13 protein-coding genes are annotated in these 15,643 nt (G+C 66.7%); 4 read left to right on the top strand and 9 right to left on the bottom strand.

The features are described from left to right. Positions 1 to 60: 60 nt before the first annotated feature. From EKH81_RS09670 to EKH81_RS09645, 6 genes are all read right to left on the bottom strand, one after another. Entirely contained in the window at positions 61 to 1,521 is a 1,461-nt protein-coding gene (locus tag EKH81_RS09670; protein WP_132058340.1) for an oligosaccharide flippase family protein, read from the bottom strand. Then, positions 1,518 to 3,053 (bottom strand): alkaline phosphatase family protein, encoded by a 1,536-nt coding sequence (locus tag EKH81_RS09665; RefSeq protein WP_202935104.1) that lies wholly within the window; start codon positions 3,051 to 3,053, stop codon positions 1,518 to 1,520. The genes EKH81_RS09670 and EKH81_RS09665 overlap by 4 nt, the downstream gene beginning before the upstream one ends. A 45-nt stretch (positions 3,054 to 3,098) precedes the next feature. Then, a complete protein-coding gene (locus EKH81_RS09660; RefSeq protein ID WP_132058338.1) occupies positions 3,099 to 4,658 on the bottom strand; it encodes an alkaline phosphatase family protein in 1,560 nt (519 codons plus the stop codon). A 103-nt stretch (positions 4,659 to 4,761) separates the two neighbouring features. Beyond that, positions 4,762 to 5,745 (bottom strand): flap endonuclease-1, encoded by a 984-nt coding sequence (fen, locus tag EKH81_RS09655; protein ID WP_132058337.1) that lies wholly within the window; start codon positions 5,743 to 5,745, stop codon positions 4,762 to 4,764. A gap of 287 nt (positions 5,746 to 6,032) precedes the next feature. Then, entirely contained in the window at positions 6,033 to 7,562 is a 1,530-nt protein-coding gene (locus EKH81_RS09650) for an FAD-dependent oxidoreductase (RefSeq protein WP_132058336.1), read from the bottom strand. Positions 7,563 to 7,773: 211 nt separating this feature from the next. Continuing rightward, positions 7,774 to 8,337 (bottom strand): GNAT family N-acetyltransferase, encoded by a 564-nt coding sequence (locus EKH81_RS09645; RefSeq protein WP_132058335.1) that lies wholly within the window; start codon positions 8,335 to 8,337, stop codon positions 7,774 to 7,776. 68 nt (positions 8,338 to 8,405) lie between these two features. Between EKH81_RS09645 and EKH81_RS09640 the strand changes: the two genes are divergently transcribed. The 4 genes from EKH81_RS09640 (at position 8,406) to EKH81_RS09625 (ending at position 11,495) form a co-directional block, all read left to right on the top strand. Beyond that, a complete protein-coding gene (locus tag EKH81_RS09640; RefSeq protein WP_132058334.1) occupies positions 8,406 to 8,990 on the top strand; it encodes a class I SAM-dependent methyltransferase in 585 nt (194 codons plus the stop codon). A 23-nt stretch (positions 8,991 to 9,013) separates the two neighbouring features. Next, the gene (locus EKH81_RS09635) at positions 9,014 to 9,433 is read left to right on the top strand and encodes a DUF3054 domain-containing protein (protein ID WP_132058333.1); all 420 of its coding nucleotides are present in this window, start codon (positions 9,014 to 9,016) and stop codon (positions 9,431 to 9,433) included. A 378-nt stretch (positions 9,434 to 9,811) separates the two neighbouring features. Beyond that, positions 9,812 to 10,045 (top strand): DUF8015 family protein, encoded by a 234-nt coding sequence (locus EKH81_RS09630; protein ID WP_132058332.1) that lies wholly within the window; start codon positions 9,812 to 9,814, stop codon positions 10,043 to 10,045. Between the two features lie 451 nt (positions 10,046 to 10,496). Beyond that, on the top strand, positions 10,497 to 11,495 hold the full coding sequence (locus tag EKH81_RS09625) for an ornithine cyclodeaminase family protein (RefSeq protein WP_132058331.1): 999 nt from the start codon (positions 10,497 to 10,499) through the stop codon (positions 11,493 to 11,495). Between the two features lie 307 nt (positions 11,496 to 11,802). Here EKH81_RS09625 and thiD read toward each other — a convergent pair whose 3' ends face one another. The 3 genes from thiD to EKH81_RS09610 all read right to left on the bottom strand — a co-directional run bounded on the left by thiD (position 11,803) and on the right by EKH81_RS09610 (position 15,224). Next, positions 11,803 to 13,161 (bottom strand): bifunctional hydroxymethylpyrimidine kinase/phosphomethylpyrimidine kinase, encoded by a 1,359-nt coding sequence (thiD, locus tag EKH81_RS09620; RefSeq protein WP_132058330.1) that lies wholly within the window; start codon positions 13,159 to 13,161, stop codon positions 11,803 to 11,805. Position 13,162: 1 nt separating this feature from the next. Continuing rightward, positions 13,163 to 14,089, bottom strand: coding sequence for a sulfide-dependent adenosine diphosphate thiazole synthase (locus EKH81_RS09615; protein WP_132058329.1), 927 nt, complete (start codon positions 14,087 to 14,089; stop codon positions 13,163 to 13,165). A 106-nt stretch (positions 14,090 to 14,195) separates the two neighbouring features. After that, a complete protein-coding gene (locus EKH81_RS09610; RefSeq protein ID WP_132058328.1) occupies positions 14,196 to 15,224 on the bottom strand; it encodes a presenilin family intramembrane aspartyl protease PSH in 1,029 nt (342 codons plus the stop codon). Positions 15,225 to 15,643 lie beyond the last annotated feature (419 nt).

Genomic DNA, 15,643 nt, shown 5'->3' with positions numbered 1-15,643 from the left:
CGCGCATAAGCCTTGTCATCTCGGGACGGGCGAACTCGCCCGCGTGTCCGACTCGTTACACTACAGGCCGGGCGCGCGCTCGATACCGAAGTCCGCGAGGACGCCTCGAATCGTCACGCGGAAGTGGGAGCTAACCGCGAGCAGGACGCCGAAGTACGTGACCGCGCCGAGACCGACGACAGCGGCGAGCGTTATCGCGTCGGTTATCGCGACCGCTTCGGACGCTCCGTAGACGACCCCGAACATGACCGCGCCAGCGGCGAACTGCTCGAACAGCGGGCGCGGGAGCAACACGTCGTCGAACAGTCGGCGAGCGATGAGCAGGTAGGTGACGACTCTGACCGTCTCTGCGATGACAGTCGCGACCACGACACCGACGAGACCGTATTCGAGGCCGAGCAGAATCGCGAGCGGCGCGTTGATGGCGAGCGTGAAGACGCTGACTCGGAACCGGAGGTCGGGGCGGTTCATTCCGCTCACGACGTTGTCGAACGGGAGCCGATACGTGTTGAACAATTGGAACAGCGCGAGACCGACGAGCGCGACCCAGCCCGCGCGGAACTCCTCGCCGTAGATGACCACCATCAGCGCCTCCGGAATCGCGAGCGCCCCGAAGAAAATCGGTATCGCGAACAGACAGGCGTACGAGAGCGCGTTTCGGAGGTCTTCGCCCACGTCGCGGTCGAGCGAACTCAGGCCGCTCGCTTTCACCGTGAGCGAGTCGCCGATGCCGGTCGCGATGAACGCCGCCGGAACGGTCAGTCGCATCGCGGGTTCGTACAGACCGACCGCGGCGTTACTCACGACGAAGCCGAGGATGAGCACGTCCAGGCGCATGTAGAGGTTCTGAAACAGGGCGTTCGGAACGCTCCACTTGGCGAACGTCGAGACTCGCTCTGCGGTCTCGCGCGTCGGGATTCGAGGTCGGACGTTCGTCAGTACCGCCACGCCCACCGTCGTCACGAGGGTCGCGAGGACGAGACCACCCATGAGACCGAGGACGTTCAGCCCCGCGACGAGGAACGCGACCTGCGCCACCAGCGTCAGGACGCTCCGAATCGTGTCGGTCCAGAACGAGGCCCCGGGGTGGCCGATACCCGCGTACAGCCGATTGACGAGCGAGAACAGACCGAGCGAGGCGACGATGGCGACCACGCCGAGCGCGAACGCGAACGGGCCGACCTGCGACTTCAAGAAGGGGTAGCCGACGACCGCGACCGCGAGGACGACGCTCGTGAACGCGGCGTTGACGACGAGTCCGAGACCGAAGAACTCGGCCGGGTCGACGCCGACCTCGCTGACCCGCTTTTTGATGGCGTTGCTGACCCCGCCCGGAATCTGGGTCGTGACCTTTGCCATCGCCAGCAGGAAGTAGTACTTGCCGACTCCCTCGGTGCCGAGGACGCGGGCGAACACGACGACGCCGACGAACCCCATCGCCGCGAGGACGAGTTTGGCGACGACTGCCACGGCGGTCTCGCGGCCGAGGCTGAGGTCGGTGGTGTCGTCCTGACCGCTCATTCGAGATACCCGAGGTCTTCGAGGCGGTCCTCGACGGCGTCGTCGCGGGCCGCCTGGTCGCTTTCGGAGGCGGTTCGCGTCCGGGGTTCGGGAACGTCGCTCGCGTCACGGTACGCGACGGTCACGTCGTCGGCGAACGCGTCTCGAATCACCTCACCGTCGAACTCCGGCGAGAGCGGGAGTTCGAGCGCCGCCATCACGGTCGGGAGCACGTCCACGATAGAAGCCTCGACGCTCGACTCGTCGGCGAACAGGGGACCGGTCGCGGCGAACAGACCCCGGTACCGGTGGTTGTAGTTGTTGGTGTGGCTGGCGTAGCCGCCGGTCGGCGATGCGAGCATCGTCGGGTAACAGCCCTGCGCGGGTCGGGCGATTACGTCGGGTGCCCACTCGCCGGGGTCGGCGTAGGCTTCGTCGGCCAGCAGCACGTCACGGAACAGCGGTCGTCCCTCGTCGTCGGTCAGGCCAGCGAGTTCGTCACGAAGTTGGCGGCGGAGCGCGTCGGGGTTCTCGACCGTCGGGTGGTCGAACCGGTCGTCGTTGACGTACAGACAGCCGTATCGTATCTGCCACGCATCGGACGCGGGGTAGTCGATGTCGGGTTCGGCGGCCTCCTGCAGGCTCTGTCCCACGTCGGTCGCGATGATGTAGTTGTACACCTGTCGGATTCGCTCGTAGAGGAAGTCAGAGCGCTTGCCGACCGATTTCGCGAGTTGGACCGCGAGTTGGGTCGCCGAGAGGTCGGCGCTCTCCTCGCGGAGATACCCTTCGTCGCGGAGGTAGTCGTTGACGTGGACGTTGGTGTGCTTGCGCTCGAAGCCGTGGTCGCTCATCAGCACGACGTTGTCCGCCATCGCGGCGAGGTCGGCGGTGCACTCGTCCACCACATCGAGGAGTTGACGGTAGTAGCCGCCGCGCGTCTCGTCGTCCGAGAAGTTCGAGAGGAGGTGGCCCGCCCAGTCGGGCGTCGAAAAGAGGACGAAGCCGAATCTCGGGTCGTACGTCTCGAACGCTTCTTTCGCGAAGTCGCGGCGGGCGCGCGTGATGTCGCAGACGTGGTCGAAGTAGACGCTCGGGCGCTTCTTGAGCGCCTTGTCGTGGTCGAGGAGGTAGCCGTCGAAGGCGTCGAGTTCCTGGAGGTGTTCGGGGACGGCGTCGTGTTCGTCTTCGGCGAGCATCGCCGAGACGAGGTGGGTGTTCTCGGCGGTCGCCTCCCGCGCGACCGACGCGGGGAGATTGACGAACATCGCGTCGTCGATGAGGTCGTACGCCGCGGCGTCGGTCGTGTTCGTCTTCAGCGGGGTCGTCTCGTAGTCGGGCGACTGCTGAATCATGTTTGTGAGACCGTGCGAACCGGGGTCTTTCCCGGTCGCGAAGGAGGTCCACGCCGGGAGGGTCGTCGGCGTGTCCACGCTCACGAGGTCACCCGAGACGCCTTCGTCCAAGACGCCGGAGATGTACTCCGGTTCGATACCGAACCGGTCCAGCATGTTGGTCGAGAGGCCGTCGAGACCGATGACGAGCAGTTCCATCGTTAGCATCGAATCGTTAAAAAACGTATCAAGCTATCGGTTTGGTCACTCCAGATACCCGAGTTCGCGCAGGCGACCCTTCACCTCGTCCTCCTTCTCGTCGTCGCCCGAGACCCCGCCGGTCGCGGTGGCGTCGCCGCCCACGAAGTCGTAGCGTTCGGGGTCGCGGCCCGCGGGTCCGGTTCCCTCGGCGAACACGTCGAGCACGTCACCGGTCATCGACGCGGGCAGGCGGTAGCCGAGCGCGTGGAGGACTGTCGGCGCGATGTCGGTGATGTGCGCTCCCTCGATACGGCCCTCGCGGAACGACGGCCCCCGCGCGAGGAAAATCCCCTCGCGGGCGTGCCCGCTCGTATCGACATCGAACAGGAGGTCCTCGGCGTCGAACCGCGAGGACGTGTGGACCTCAGGCGTCTCGATTACCATGGCGAGGTCCGGCGTGTGGGGGCCGCCTCTGTCGAGTCGCTCGAATCGGACCGCGAGACCTTCGCCTTCGGCGCCGTCTCGGAGTGCCGTCTCCGCGCGTTCGCAGATTCGCTCGATTTCCGCGGGGTCGTCGGCGAGCGCGTACACCAGCGCGGTCTTCTGGCCCACGTCGGCGAGCGCGGCCGTCTCGTCCCAGTCGATTCGGCCCGTGCTCAGGGCGTTGTCGAGACCGAGGTGGTCGCCAGTCGGTACGCCGGTCAGCGCGCTCTCGGGAACGACTTTCCGGGCGAGCGTGAGCAGTCCAACCTTGCCGAGCGCGTCGCTGGCGAGGTCGCGGGCAGTTCCCATCGCGGCCTTGGTCGAGTCGCCCGAGTCGGTCAGCGAGACGAGTCCGGCGCGTTCGAGCGCGACGTTCGCCGCGAAGTTCTTCCGGACCTTCTCGAAGCCGTGGTCGCTCATCACCACGAGGTCCTCGTCGTCGTGGGCGTCGAGGAAATCCCCGAGGCGGTCGTCCACGCGCCGGTACACCTCGAGGATGGCGTTGTCGGTCGAGGCCGGTGGAGTGCTATCTGCGCCCCAGTAGTGGTGAGCCACGCGGTCGGTCGCGCGTACGAGACCGACCGCGAGGTCGGGGTCTTCCGTCTCGATGAAGTGTTCGAACGCCTCGAACCGCTTGTCCACCAGTTCGAGGCTCAGGTCCACGTAGGCCCGAGAGCCGGGCCGTTCGTCGTTTCGAAGCTTGTAACCGTCCACGAGGTCGTTCACCTCGTCCCACCGCTCGGGCGGGTGAGCGTACTCCTCCTTGTACTCGGGGGCCGCCGCGATTATCGTGCCGTCGATGGCCTGCCACGGGTACGACCCGGGGATGTTGAACACGACCGCCGAACCGCCCTGGTCGTCCACCGCGTCCCACATCTTTCCGGGGACGAACTCGTCGTGGCTCAGGTCGTTTTCGCGCGTCTCGCGGTTGAAGTGGGTGAACCCGTACATGTCGAGTTCGGTGGGGTCCCGACCCGTCGCGAACGCGGGCCACGCGGGCACCGTGATTTCGGGCACCGTGCTTTCGAGGTCGCCGTGGACGCTCTCGTCCAGCAGGCGCTCGAAGTTGGGGAGGTCGCCGGACGCCACCCACGGCTCGATGAGCGAGAACGTCGCGCCGTCGAGTCCGAGGATAATCATACTCGCGGGGACGAGTGGCACCGAGAAAAGGTGTTTGGTCTGCGGGCGCGACCGGCCGCGGCCGGTCGCGCCCGCGCGGACTTCTCACGCCAAACACCCCTTCTCAGGTCCACTTGTCGAGACCGGTCTGGACGACCGACTCCTCGATGCGCTCGAAGCCGCGCTCGACTTCGTCCTCGTGGACGCTCCACTCGCCGACCACGTACTCGCGGGCCGCGTCGATGTCGGGGTCCATCTCGGCGTCGAACTCGTAGTCGTCCGAGACCGTGGGGTCGAGAAACAGTTCGCGGATGATGTCCACGTCCTTGTCGATGCTCGCACTGCGAGCTTCGAGGACGCCCCAGATGTCGCCGTACTCCTTGACCTCCTTCAAGGCGGTCTTCGGGCCGACGCCGGGGACGCCCTCGTTGAAGTCCGTACCGCAGAGGATGCCGATGTCCACCAACTGCTCCCACGTCACGTCGTGTTCTTCGAGGGTGGCCTCGAAGTCCATGAGTTCGGGGTCGCCCTTGCTCGTCAGTTGGCGGAGGGTGAGGGGTGCCCCGAGCAACAGGGCGTCGTAGTCCTCGGTGCCGCAGTAATCGACTGCGCCGGTCCGGTTCATGTAGGCGGCTTGGGACTCGCCCTCGCCGGGAGCCTCGATGTAGGGCACGTCGAGCAGGTCGAGCAGGTCGCGGGTCGTGCGCTGAATCGTGTCGGTGAGTCGCTGGGTGTGGGCGTCGAGTCGCGCGATTTCGATGGCATCGCCCTCCTCGCGGGCCCGTTCTAACTGCTCTTCGCGCTTCTTTCGGTCTTCGCGGCGCTGTTCGATTTCGGCGGCCTTGTGGTCGGTGACGGCGCCGTCGAAGACGAAGACGGGCGTGAGGTCGTTCTCGAAGAACTTCGGGAGTCCCTGCACGATACCGACGAGGTTGGCGACTTCGGTGCCGTCGTCGGTGGTGTAAATCTCGTCGCGCGTCCACTTGACGGTGGTCGTGAGGTACTTATAAAGCCAGTTGTGGGCGTCTACGGCGACTGTGTCGCCGTCGAGTTCCTCGAAGGGAACTTCGGAGATGACCGCGAGTTGGCGCAGGTCGGTGTTTCCCATTATGTGGTGGTAGGTGGTGTGAGGGTTTGAAAGCTACTGGTCTCGGGTGGGTCGGAATTGGGAAATTGCGTAACGGAGAGAAGCGGGTCTGACGATTCGAGCAGGAGCTAGCTACTCCCGATACCTATGAGACCGCACCGCGACCGCAGGCCACACCCTCCCCAGCCGATTCGCTCGTTCGCTCCGCTCACTCACTTCATCCCTCGCGCGCTTGGGCGCGGCGCAAACCGCACGCCGCGCCAGCGCGCGCCGACTGTCGGGAAGTCAAGTTCGAGAAATCGAACGTCTCACCCCCCACGTCCCGGAAGGTCCTCCACAGCAGGCCCGTCCAGCACCTCCCCATCGACCGAGAACCGCGAGCCGTGACACGGACAGTCCCACGACTCCTCGCCGTCGTTCCACCGGACGAGACACTTCATGTGGGTGCAGACCGCCGACACCGCGTGAATCTCGCCGTCCTCGTCGCGCGAGACGGCGAGGGGCTTGCCGCCGCGCCGGACGACCTCCCCCTCGCCGGGCGCGAGTTCGTCGGTGTCCGCCGAGAGCGCGACCGTGGCCCAGTCGCGGGCGAACTGCGCGCCCGCGTCGGCGTTCTCCGAGACCAGTTTCGCGCCCGACGCACCCGGGTCGAATCGCTGGGGGTCGAACGTCTCGGCCCACGGTCGGGTCCCGTCGCTGGCGAGGTCCGCGAGGAGCATCCCCGCCGCAGTTCCGTTGGTCATGCCCCATCCGGCGAATCCAGTGGCCCCGTAGACGTTCTCGTAGCCCGGTCCGAGTTCCCCGACGAACGGAATCTTGTCGGCGGTCACGTAGTCCTGCGTGGACCACCGGTGTTCGACCGATTCCACCTCGAAGTGGTCGCGGGCCTGCTCGACCAACTTTCGGTACCGCTCGGCGGTCGAACCGCCCTTCCCGGTCTTGTGGTTCTGCCCACCAATCAGGGTCAGGGTGCCGTCGTCGGTCGGATGCGGCCGAACCGAGAAGTACGGTTCGGCGTCCCGATAGAACATTCCCCGAGGGGGTTCCTCGGCGAGTCGGACCGCGAGGACGTACGACCGCTTGGGGTGCTGGCGCGCGAAGTAGAACGCCGGGTCCTCGATGGGGAAGTGAGTCGCCACCACGACGTTCTCGGCTGTCACGGTCCCGCGCTCGGTTTCGACCTCGCAGGGAGCATCATCGCCGCCGTCCTCGACGCCCGTCACCTTCGTTTCCTCGAAGACGTGCGACCGCTCGCCCGGAATCCGGTCGGCGAGGTCGAGCAGGTACTTTCGGGGATGAAACTGGGCCTGCTCCGCGAACTTCACCGCGCTGGGCGCATCCCGGGGGAACGGCGGATCCTCCACGAACGACGCCGGAAGCCCCAGACTCTCGGCCACCTCGGCCTCGCGCTCGACCTGCTCGCGCTGGTCCTCGTCGGCGGCGTAGGTGTACGCCGGGAGTCGCTCGAAATCGCAGTCGATGTCGTGGTCCTCGACCCGGCGAGCGACCTCCTCGATGGCCGCCGAATTGGCGTCGGCGTAGTCGCGGGCCGCCCCGCGACCGTGCTGGTCGAGCAGGTCGGCGTATCGCAGGCCGTGCTGGGCGGTGACCTTCGCGGTCGTCTTGCCGGTCACGCCCTCGACGATTCGACCCGATTCGAGGAGCGCGACCTCTCGCCCGGCCTCCGCACAGTGGAGCGCCGCAGTCACACCCACGATGCCGCCGCCGACCACCGCCGTATCGACTCGTAAATCGCCGTCGAGCGCCGGAAAATTCGTTCGCGGCGTCGTGGCGGTCCACAGCGATTCGTGTCGGCCCGGAATTTCCCCTTGGCTCATGCTCGAAACCCCCAGAAGGTGAGCGTGATTCGGTCGCGCTCGTCTTATCGGCGTCGGCCGCGGTGCGAAACGCGACTATCGGCGACACGTTCGAGATTCGCGGTACTACTCCCCTCGAAGGCCCGACGCGCTCGGGTCTGAGACCGCGAGCGCGCCGGGCGTCAGTCAGGCTCTGACGGTGACAAATTGGGTGGCGACCGCGCTCTCCTCCCTACTTCGGCACGGAAATCACGTCGGGCGGTCCCGCGCCCGCTTTCGCGTCCAGAAAATCGCGCTCCTCGGGCGCGAGGTCGTCGCCCCGTCCTCGGTACACGTTGAGACCCGATTGATAATCCTCGCGCGACCGGTCGGCCGGTCGCGCGAGGACCAGTTCCGCGAGACCGGTCTGTTCGCCCGTGTAGCCGAAGCCCGCCTTGTGGAGCGCGTGGTACGCGAAGGGGTTGTTGACCGCGATTTTCACGCGGTCGTAGCCCCGAGATTCGAGGCGGTCGGCCGCGAACCCGGCGAGTCGCGCACCGATGCCCTCCCCCCGGCGGTCGCGCCGGACCGTGACGTACCGGAGCCACGCGGTCGCCGAGTCGGTTCGGTCCTCGTTGAACGCGATTGCGCCGAGGAGGTCGTCGTATTCGCCGTCACGTTCGCCGTCGCGCTCGTCGCCTCGGACGACCGCCTTCCCGGTGTTCGACATCACGAACTTCCCGGCGTAGCTGAACTCCCGGTGGTCAAGCCTGAGCTGTGGACCGTCGTCGGGCCACCCGAGCAGCGCGTACTCCATGCCCGGGCTTGGGTCCCGGCCGACAACTGCCCTTCGGCTTTTTCTGGCTTCGGGCCGTGGCTCCGAACATGAGCCACCCACTCGGCGACACCGCGTGGTTCGACCGACTCGCACGGCGCTACGACTGGTTCGCACCGACGCCCGACGCCACGGAAATCCGGGCCGGACTGGCGTTCGCCGAGCGCGATATCGAGCGCGTCCTCGACGTGGGCGGCGGCACCGGGCGCGGCGCGGGCGTCGTCGAGGACGCCGACCGAATCGTGGTGGACGCCGCGCCCGGAATGGCCCGCGAGGCTCGCCGAAAGGGGTTCGAGGCGGTCCGGGCCGACGCCGCGCGCCTCCCGTTCGACCCCGAGAGCGTAGACGCGATTCTCATCATGGACGCGCTCCACCACTTCGGCGACCCCGACGAAGCCATCCGGGAGGCCGCCCGCGTCCTCCGACCCGGTGGCGTGCTGGTGATTCGGGAAATCGACCCCACGACGCTGGTGGGACGAATCGGAGAAATCGGGGAACACCTCTGGGGATTCGACTCGACGTTCTTCGCGCCCGACGACCTCGCGCGTCGGGCGGGCGCGGCCGGACTCGACGCCCGATTCCGAGCGCAGGGCTACGAGTACACCGTGGTCGGGCGCGTACCGCGGAACACATAACGAACCGGTCCCTACACCGACGCATGAGCAACGCCGTCACCACGCTGTTGGGGTCGCGGTTCGACCGCTCGCCGGGGACCGCCCGCCTCGCGCTCGGCGACCTGCTGGTACTCGCCGGGTTCCTCATTCTCGGGTCGCTGAACCACGGGGTGGACCCGATTACGATGCCGGGCCGGGTCGCAGGCACCATCGCGCCGTTCCTCGTGGGGTGGGTCGTCGGGGCGCTCGCGCTCGGCGCGTACGCGCCGGGCGCGACGCGCACGGCTCGAACGTCGATTCTCCGGGCGGTCGGCGCGTGGTTGGTCGCCGCGCCAATCGGTCTCGCGCTCCGCTCGACCGCGTACTTCCACGGGAGTTCGCCGTGGACGTTCGCGCTCGTCGTGACCGGCGTCGGCGTCCTCTCCTTCTCGACGTGGCGCGGCGCGGTCGCTGGCCTCCGGTAGGCGACGACGAGCAGTTCGGCGGGAGTCGCCCTGCTGGCTCGCATTCCTGCCGTGCATCAGACAGACATTCAGAGTCAGGTGGTCAGCCGACCGTTCGTATCCGACGGGCGACAGTCGCGGTCGAAACGCCAAATCACCGACTCGAATGGCGAAGTGGCCGTCGTTCGGCGCGAGTACCGAATTACTATTAGTAATACTCCGGAACGCCTGAAACGCCGCTAACAGTTATTTGTAGGCCTCGTACCTCCGAAACCCCATTGGTGCCGTACCCATAACTTATAGAGACGGTATCAGATGCATCTAATTCGCCTATCAAAAACGAGTGTTTCAGGTACGGGAAAGAATTATATACCCATGCCGCATATAATGTAATAGATTATGACTGGGTACTACGACCTCATCCTCGGACTCATCCCGCTTTCGCTGATAGGTATCGCCGCCGCGCTGAGTGCTGTCGGCTTTTCGATGACCACGGCGATTCCGGTCGCTGCAACCGTCCCAGTCGGTCTCATCGGCCACGCGCTGTTCGTGAACGGTCCGGTCGACGACACGCCCGCGGCTCCCGCGACCCAGTCGGCGACCGAATCGCCCGGCTTCGAAGCCGCCGACTGAATCGGTTTTTCTGTTTTCTGGACTACTTTCTCGGTTTTCCGCTCTCTTCTGATTTTTCGAACTCCCCGGCTCTGCTCTCTCGACTGCTTCGATTCCGTTTTTCGAGCGCCACGACGGTTACTTCCCCGAGTGCAACAGCACTGATTCTTCAGATATCACGGCTTCTCGCACGTCACAAATGAGTGCCACACGCCTCCCCAACCGACTGCGGTCCTCAGTCAGTCGCTCCCTTCGGTCGCTCTTTCCTTGTGGTCCTCATCCCTCGCGCGCCTTGGCGCGGCGCAAACCGCACGCCGCGCCAGCGCGCGCCGAGTAGATTGGTCCACCGAGCTTCGACTAGTGGACCAGCCACCGGCGAAGCGTCGGTTTTCCACCGAGACGCGCTCGGCGACCGAACCCCTCGTTCGCCCCTGCCTCAACAAATTTGAGGCTGGACTGTGTTGTGCCGTTTATGACCGATGCGCTGTTTCTGACCAGCGAGGACGTGGCCGGACTCGCGACGCCAGCCGAGTACGTCGATGCGGTCCGCGAGGGCTACCGCCAGCGCGGCGAGGGCGCGCCCGCCTACCCGCGAACGCGACTCACCAACCCCGACCCGCCGGGGATGCTCACCACCTACTCGACGCTCCTGCCCGACACGGGCGCGATGGGCGGGTACATGTACGCCGCCGGATTCGGCGCACAGGACGCGTGGTTCATGACGCCGCTGTTCGACGCCGAGAGCGGCGAACCCCTCGCGCTCCTCGACGGCGCGAGCATGAACCCCTTCAAAACCGGCGCGGCGGGCGCGGTCGGCATCGACGCGCTCGCCCGCGACGACGCCAAGACGGTCGGACTCGTCGGAAGCGGTCCGCAGGCACGGGGCCAACTCCGGGCGGCCGCGGCCGTCCGCGACCTCCAAAGCGTCTGGGTGTACTCGCCGACCAAGGAGTCCCGCGAGTCGTTCGCCGGAGAGATGAACGAGCAGTTGGACGCGTCGGTGGCCGCGGTCGCCTCCAGCGCCGCCGCAATCGAGGAGGCCGACATCGTCATCACCGCGACCACGGCGAGCGACCCGGTGTTCGACGGCGACCTGCTCGCCGACGGGACTCACGTCACCGCGATGGGTCAGTACCACCCGAAGAAGCAGGAACTCGACGTGACGACCATCGAGCGCGCGAAGTACGTCCCGGACCTCCGCGACCGCGCGACCCAAGATGCGGGGTCGTTCCTCGCGGCGGTCGAAGCGGGCGCGATTTCCGAAGACCACGTCTACGCCGAACTCGGCGAGGTCGTGGCCGGGAAGGTGCCGGGCCGGGAGTCAGACGACGAAATCACGGTGTTCGACAGCGGCGGTACGGGCATCGAGACGGTGGCGGCGGCACACATGCTCTACGAGAAAGCGACCGACGAGGGTCTCGGTTCGACCATCTCGTTCGCGCCAGCGAGCGAGGCGCTGACCGGGCGGTAGTTGGGACTTGGGGGTAGTCGGATTCGGCTTCGAGTGACCGTTGAAAAATCGAGACGTGGAATCGAGGTGTTTTCCGGAGTTCAGGCCGCGAGCATCATCGCCGCGATGAAGTTCGAACTGGTTCCGGACTTGGACTCCTTTTTCTTGTGCTGTGCGTTGGGCATGTTTCGGGGATGTTCCCAGTTCATAGCTCTACTAAATATTTACTCGCACTTGAGTATGTCGTTCGAGCTAGGGGTGGGTGGTCGTTCGCAAATCATTCGTGATGACATGGCACGACCGTCGAGCGAGCGGAGGTCGCCGGAGGTCACTCCAGTTCGGCGGCGAGGCGAGTGATTTTCTCGGCAAGTCTCTCGGCGTCGGCCGCCACCACTCGAATCATCGACTCCTTACCGACGGCCCCGCCGTCCACCACCGCGTCGGGTGCCGACTCCCGGCCCGCCATCGCTTCCCGCGCGACCCAGTCCATCGTCCCGTCGGCGTCTTCGGGTTCGTTCGCACGGTCAACCGTCACGGTTTCCCACCGGTCGCGGACCTCGGCGACCACCTCCTCGTCGGCCCGGACGTTACAGGCCGCCGAGATTCCGCGGTCGGTCTCGCGGATTCCGAGCAGGAACCGGGCGACGTGGTCGGACGCACCGGGGGCGACCCCGCCGGTCGCTCTGGTCACGTCGCCCGAGGAACCGGCGGAGACTCGGTGTATCCGGCCTTCGACCGCCACCACGTCCGAGGGTTCGACCGCGCAGTCGGGCGCGACCGCGACGTTCGTTCCGACCTCCGGAAGCAGGCGCGAGACGTTCCGGCGCTCGAATTCCCGGACGACTTCCCGGACGGCGTCGCAGGCCGCCGCGGACCCCGCGGCGGCCTTCGTCGGCGCGAGGTGTTCGACCGGTCCGACTCCCGACCCGACTTCGCGGCCGCACCGAATCGCGCGGTCGATGTGGCGCTCGGCGCGTTCGACGGCCGCCGGGAGTTCCGTACCGCGGGCGAGTTCGGCCGCGATAGCCGCCGAGAGCGTGCATCCGCTCCCGTGGGTCGCGGCGTCGGGCACGCGGTCGGCGCGGAACGTCCGGGTCGAAGTGGTCCGGTCTCCCGAGTCGGCCACCAGCACGTCCGCGGGGTCGCCCTCGAAGTGGCCGCCGGTGACGAGGGCGGCATCGGCACCCAGTTCGCAGAGCCGACGACCCGCCTCTCGGGCGTCGTCGGGGCCGTCGATGGTGAGGTCAGCGAGGAATTCGGCTTCGGGAACGTTCGGCGTGACCAGCGACGCCGCGGGCAGGAGGGCTTCGCGGACGCGCTCGACCCCGCGAGGCGAGAGCAGTCGGTCGCCAGATTCGGCCACGACCACGGGGTCCGCGACGACCGGAACGTCGGCGCCCGCGAGCGCGTCGGCGACGACCGCGACCACGCGGTCGTCGCCGAGCATCCCGGTTTTGACCGCCCCGACCTCGAAATCTGCGAAGACCGCGTCTATCTGGTCGGTCACGAGGTCGGGAGCGAGCACCTCGCTCGCTCGAACGCCGGTCGTGTTCTGGGCGGTGACGGCGGTGAGCGCGCTCGTAGCATGGACGCCGCGGGCCGTCATCGTCGCGAGGTCGGCCTGCACGCCCGCGCCGCCACCGCTGTCGGACCCGGCGACGGTCAGCGCGACCGGAACGCCCGACATCTCAGTCGTCGCCAGCGGCGGGCGTCCGGGTCAGCGACACGGCGGGGGCGTCGGCGTCGAGTTCGTCGAGCGCGCACTGGGCCGCGCGCTTGCCCGACAGGAGCATCGCGCCGAAAGTCGGCCCCATCCGCGGAAGCCCGTGGGTGGTCGCGGTCGCGAGACCCGTCGCGACGAGTCCGTCGTGGACGAGACCGGTCTGTTCGACCACGGCGTCCTCGCTCTCGTTGACCCACATCGAGTCGTGACCGGGCGAGTCGTGGCCGGGCGCGCCGTACTCGTCGTCGCCCGAGGCGTCCATCCCGGTGTTGTGTTCGTCGGCGTGTTCGATGCCGGGGGCCGAGACGACGCCGCGCTCCTGTAGCTTCGACACCACCACGGCGTCGTGACCGGTCGCGTCGATGACGAGGTCGGACTCGACCGAAATCGGGTCCACGCAGGTGAGTTCGCGCGGGAGCGCGTGGACCGGCGTCCAGTTCATCACGATGCCCGCGACCCGGTGGTCCTCCCTGACCACGACGTCGGTGAACTCGGTCATGTTCTGGATGGCGGCCCCGGCGTCGCACGTCGCCTCGATGAGCGCCGAGCAGGCGTGCGGGCCGTCGGCGACGTAGAGACCGTCGGCCTCGTCGCTGGCCTCGTACGGAACGCCGAGGTCGTCGAGGACCTCGTGGGCGGGGTCGCGAACGGTGAGTTTGTTCATCAGGAAGCCCCCGAGCCAGAAGCCGCCGCCGAGGTAGTTGTTCTTCTCGACGACGGTGACTTCGACCCCCCGACTCGCCAGTTCCTTCGCGGCCATCAATCCCGAGGGACCGCCGCCGACCACGAGTACGTCGGTGTCGGTTCGACCGAGGAACTCCTCGCTCCACGCGTCCGTAATCGCGTTGGTGACCTGTGCTTCGTCCACGTCGCTGAATCCGTCGAACGACATACCACCTAGTGTTATGACTCGGTAGTTAAACGTTGCGGAGTCGGCACTCGGGGCCGAGTGTCGGCTGTCGGGTCGAACGAAAACGAGCGAAAACGACGAAATCGAGCTACAGTCCCAACGCCGCCGTGAGCGTCATTCCGCTCGCCAAAGCTCCCACGAGATACCCGCCGATTGCGCCACCGTTGAGCAGCGGGAGTCCGGCGTGGGCGCGGCCCTTCGCCACCATCCACATCAGGACGAGCAGGCCCGCCATCGTCCCGATAATCGAGGTCAGCGCGGGGAGATTGAGCGCGATGCCCGAGACGAGCGATTCGGGGGGCGCGAAGAACGCCGCGCTGGCGACCATCACCGAGGGCATCACCGCGTCGCCAAGACCGACGAAGAAGGCGTCCCGGTCGGTGATTTCGGGGCGCTCGGCCTCGTCGTGGTTCTCAAATTCTTCCGCGACCGTTTCCGCTTCCTCGCGGTCTTCCGACTCGCCCGCCTCATCTCCATCCTCCGTCTCGTTCGATTCGTCCTCGTCGAGAAACGAGTACGAGAGCGTGAGCGGAATCACGAGGACGACCGGAATCTTGAGGTCCATCACGCCGGAGGCCAGCGTCAGCATGTGCTCGGTGCCGTAGACGCTGATGGCGTCGTAGATTGCGAGGACGGCGAGCAGGAGAATCGCGGGGAGCAGGCCGAAACTGATGCCGAACAGTCCGGCCGCGCCCGCGCCGATGACGACGCCCGCGCCGTCGATGACGTACCACTCGGGGTGGACCACCAGCGCGAGCGCGACGGCCGCGGCGGCCCCGACTGCGAGGACGTTCACCGGTGCGCCCCCGACCGTGGCGGTGACGACCGGCGGGACCACGACCGAGAAGACGTACCACGACAGCAGGCCGGTCGTGAGGATGATGCCGCCCCGGAGGAGCCAGTCCACCTCGAACTTGATGATGGCGAGCATGATGGCGGTCATCACGAGTATGGCGACGAGATAGACGAGGCTGTTCGTGGGGTCCGAGGGGTTCTCGACCTGCTGGTAGCCCGCCTGCTGGAACGGTTCGACCAGCGCGAGCGCGCCGAGTTGGACAAGGAGAAACAGCGCGACGGTGAATCCGGTCGCCGCGAACACGCGCGTTCTGTCTTTCATGCCGGAGACCTCACAGCCCTCGGACTTTGCGGTTGTGGATTCGAGTGGTGGGCGGTGTGATTTGTGTTCGAAGTCGTTGGCGTCTTTTGGAGTGGTTTTGAATGGTCTCGACTGCTCTGAAGTAGGAATAACAGAATTGAAAGGATATAGAAAGCCCCCGCCCGCTCGCGGTCGCTCAGCGACATATCCGCGCCTCACCGCACCGCACCGGCGCGGATAGGGGTCGCTGAGGCGACTGAAATGAACGCGAGCAGACGGCCCCTTTCATTCCCACCCCACAGAGTGGTCCACTGGTCGATTCCCCGCCAGATGTGTCACCTGCCCAGTCCCGCCGGATGCGCCGATGACCGCCCGACGCGCCGCCGAGTAACGAGCGTTAATCCGCGGTATCGACGGCTGAAAACCGAGTCGGCCCGGCC

It is taken from the genome of Halorussus amylolyticus, from assembly GCF_004143485.2.
In the GTDB taxonomy this organism is placed as follows: Archaea; Halobacteriota; Halobacteria; order Halobacteriales; family Haladaptataceae; genus Halorussus; species Halorussus amylolyticus.
Note: the sequence above shows the minus strand (reverse complement) of the source record. Positions and strands in the feature narration are given on the sequence as shown.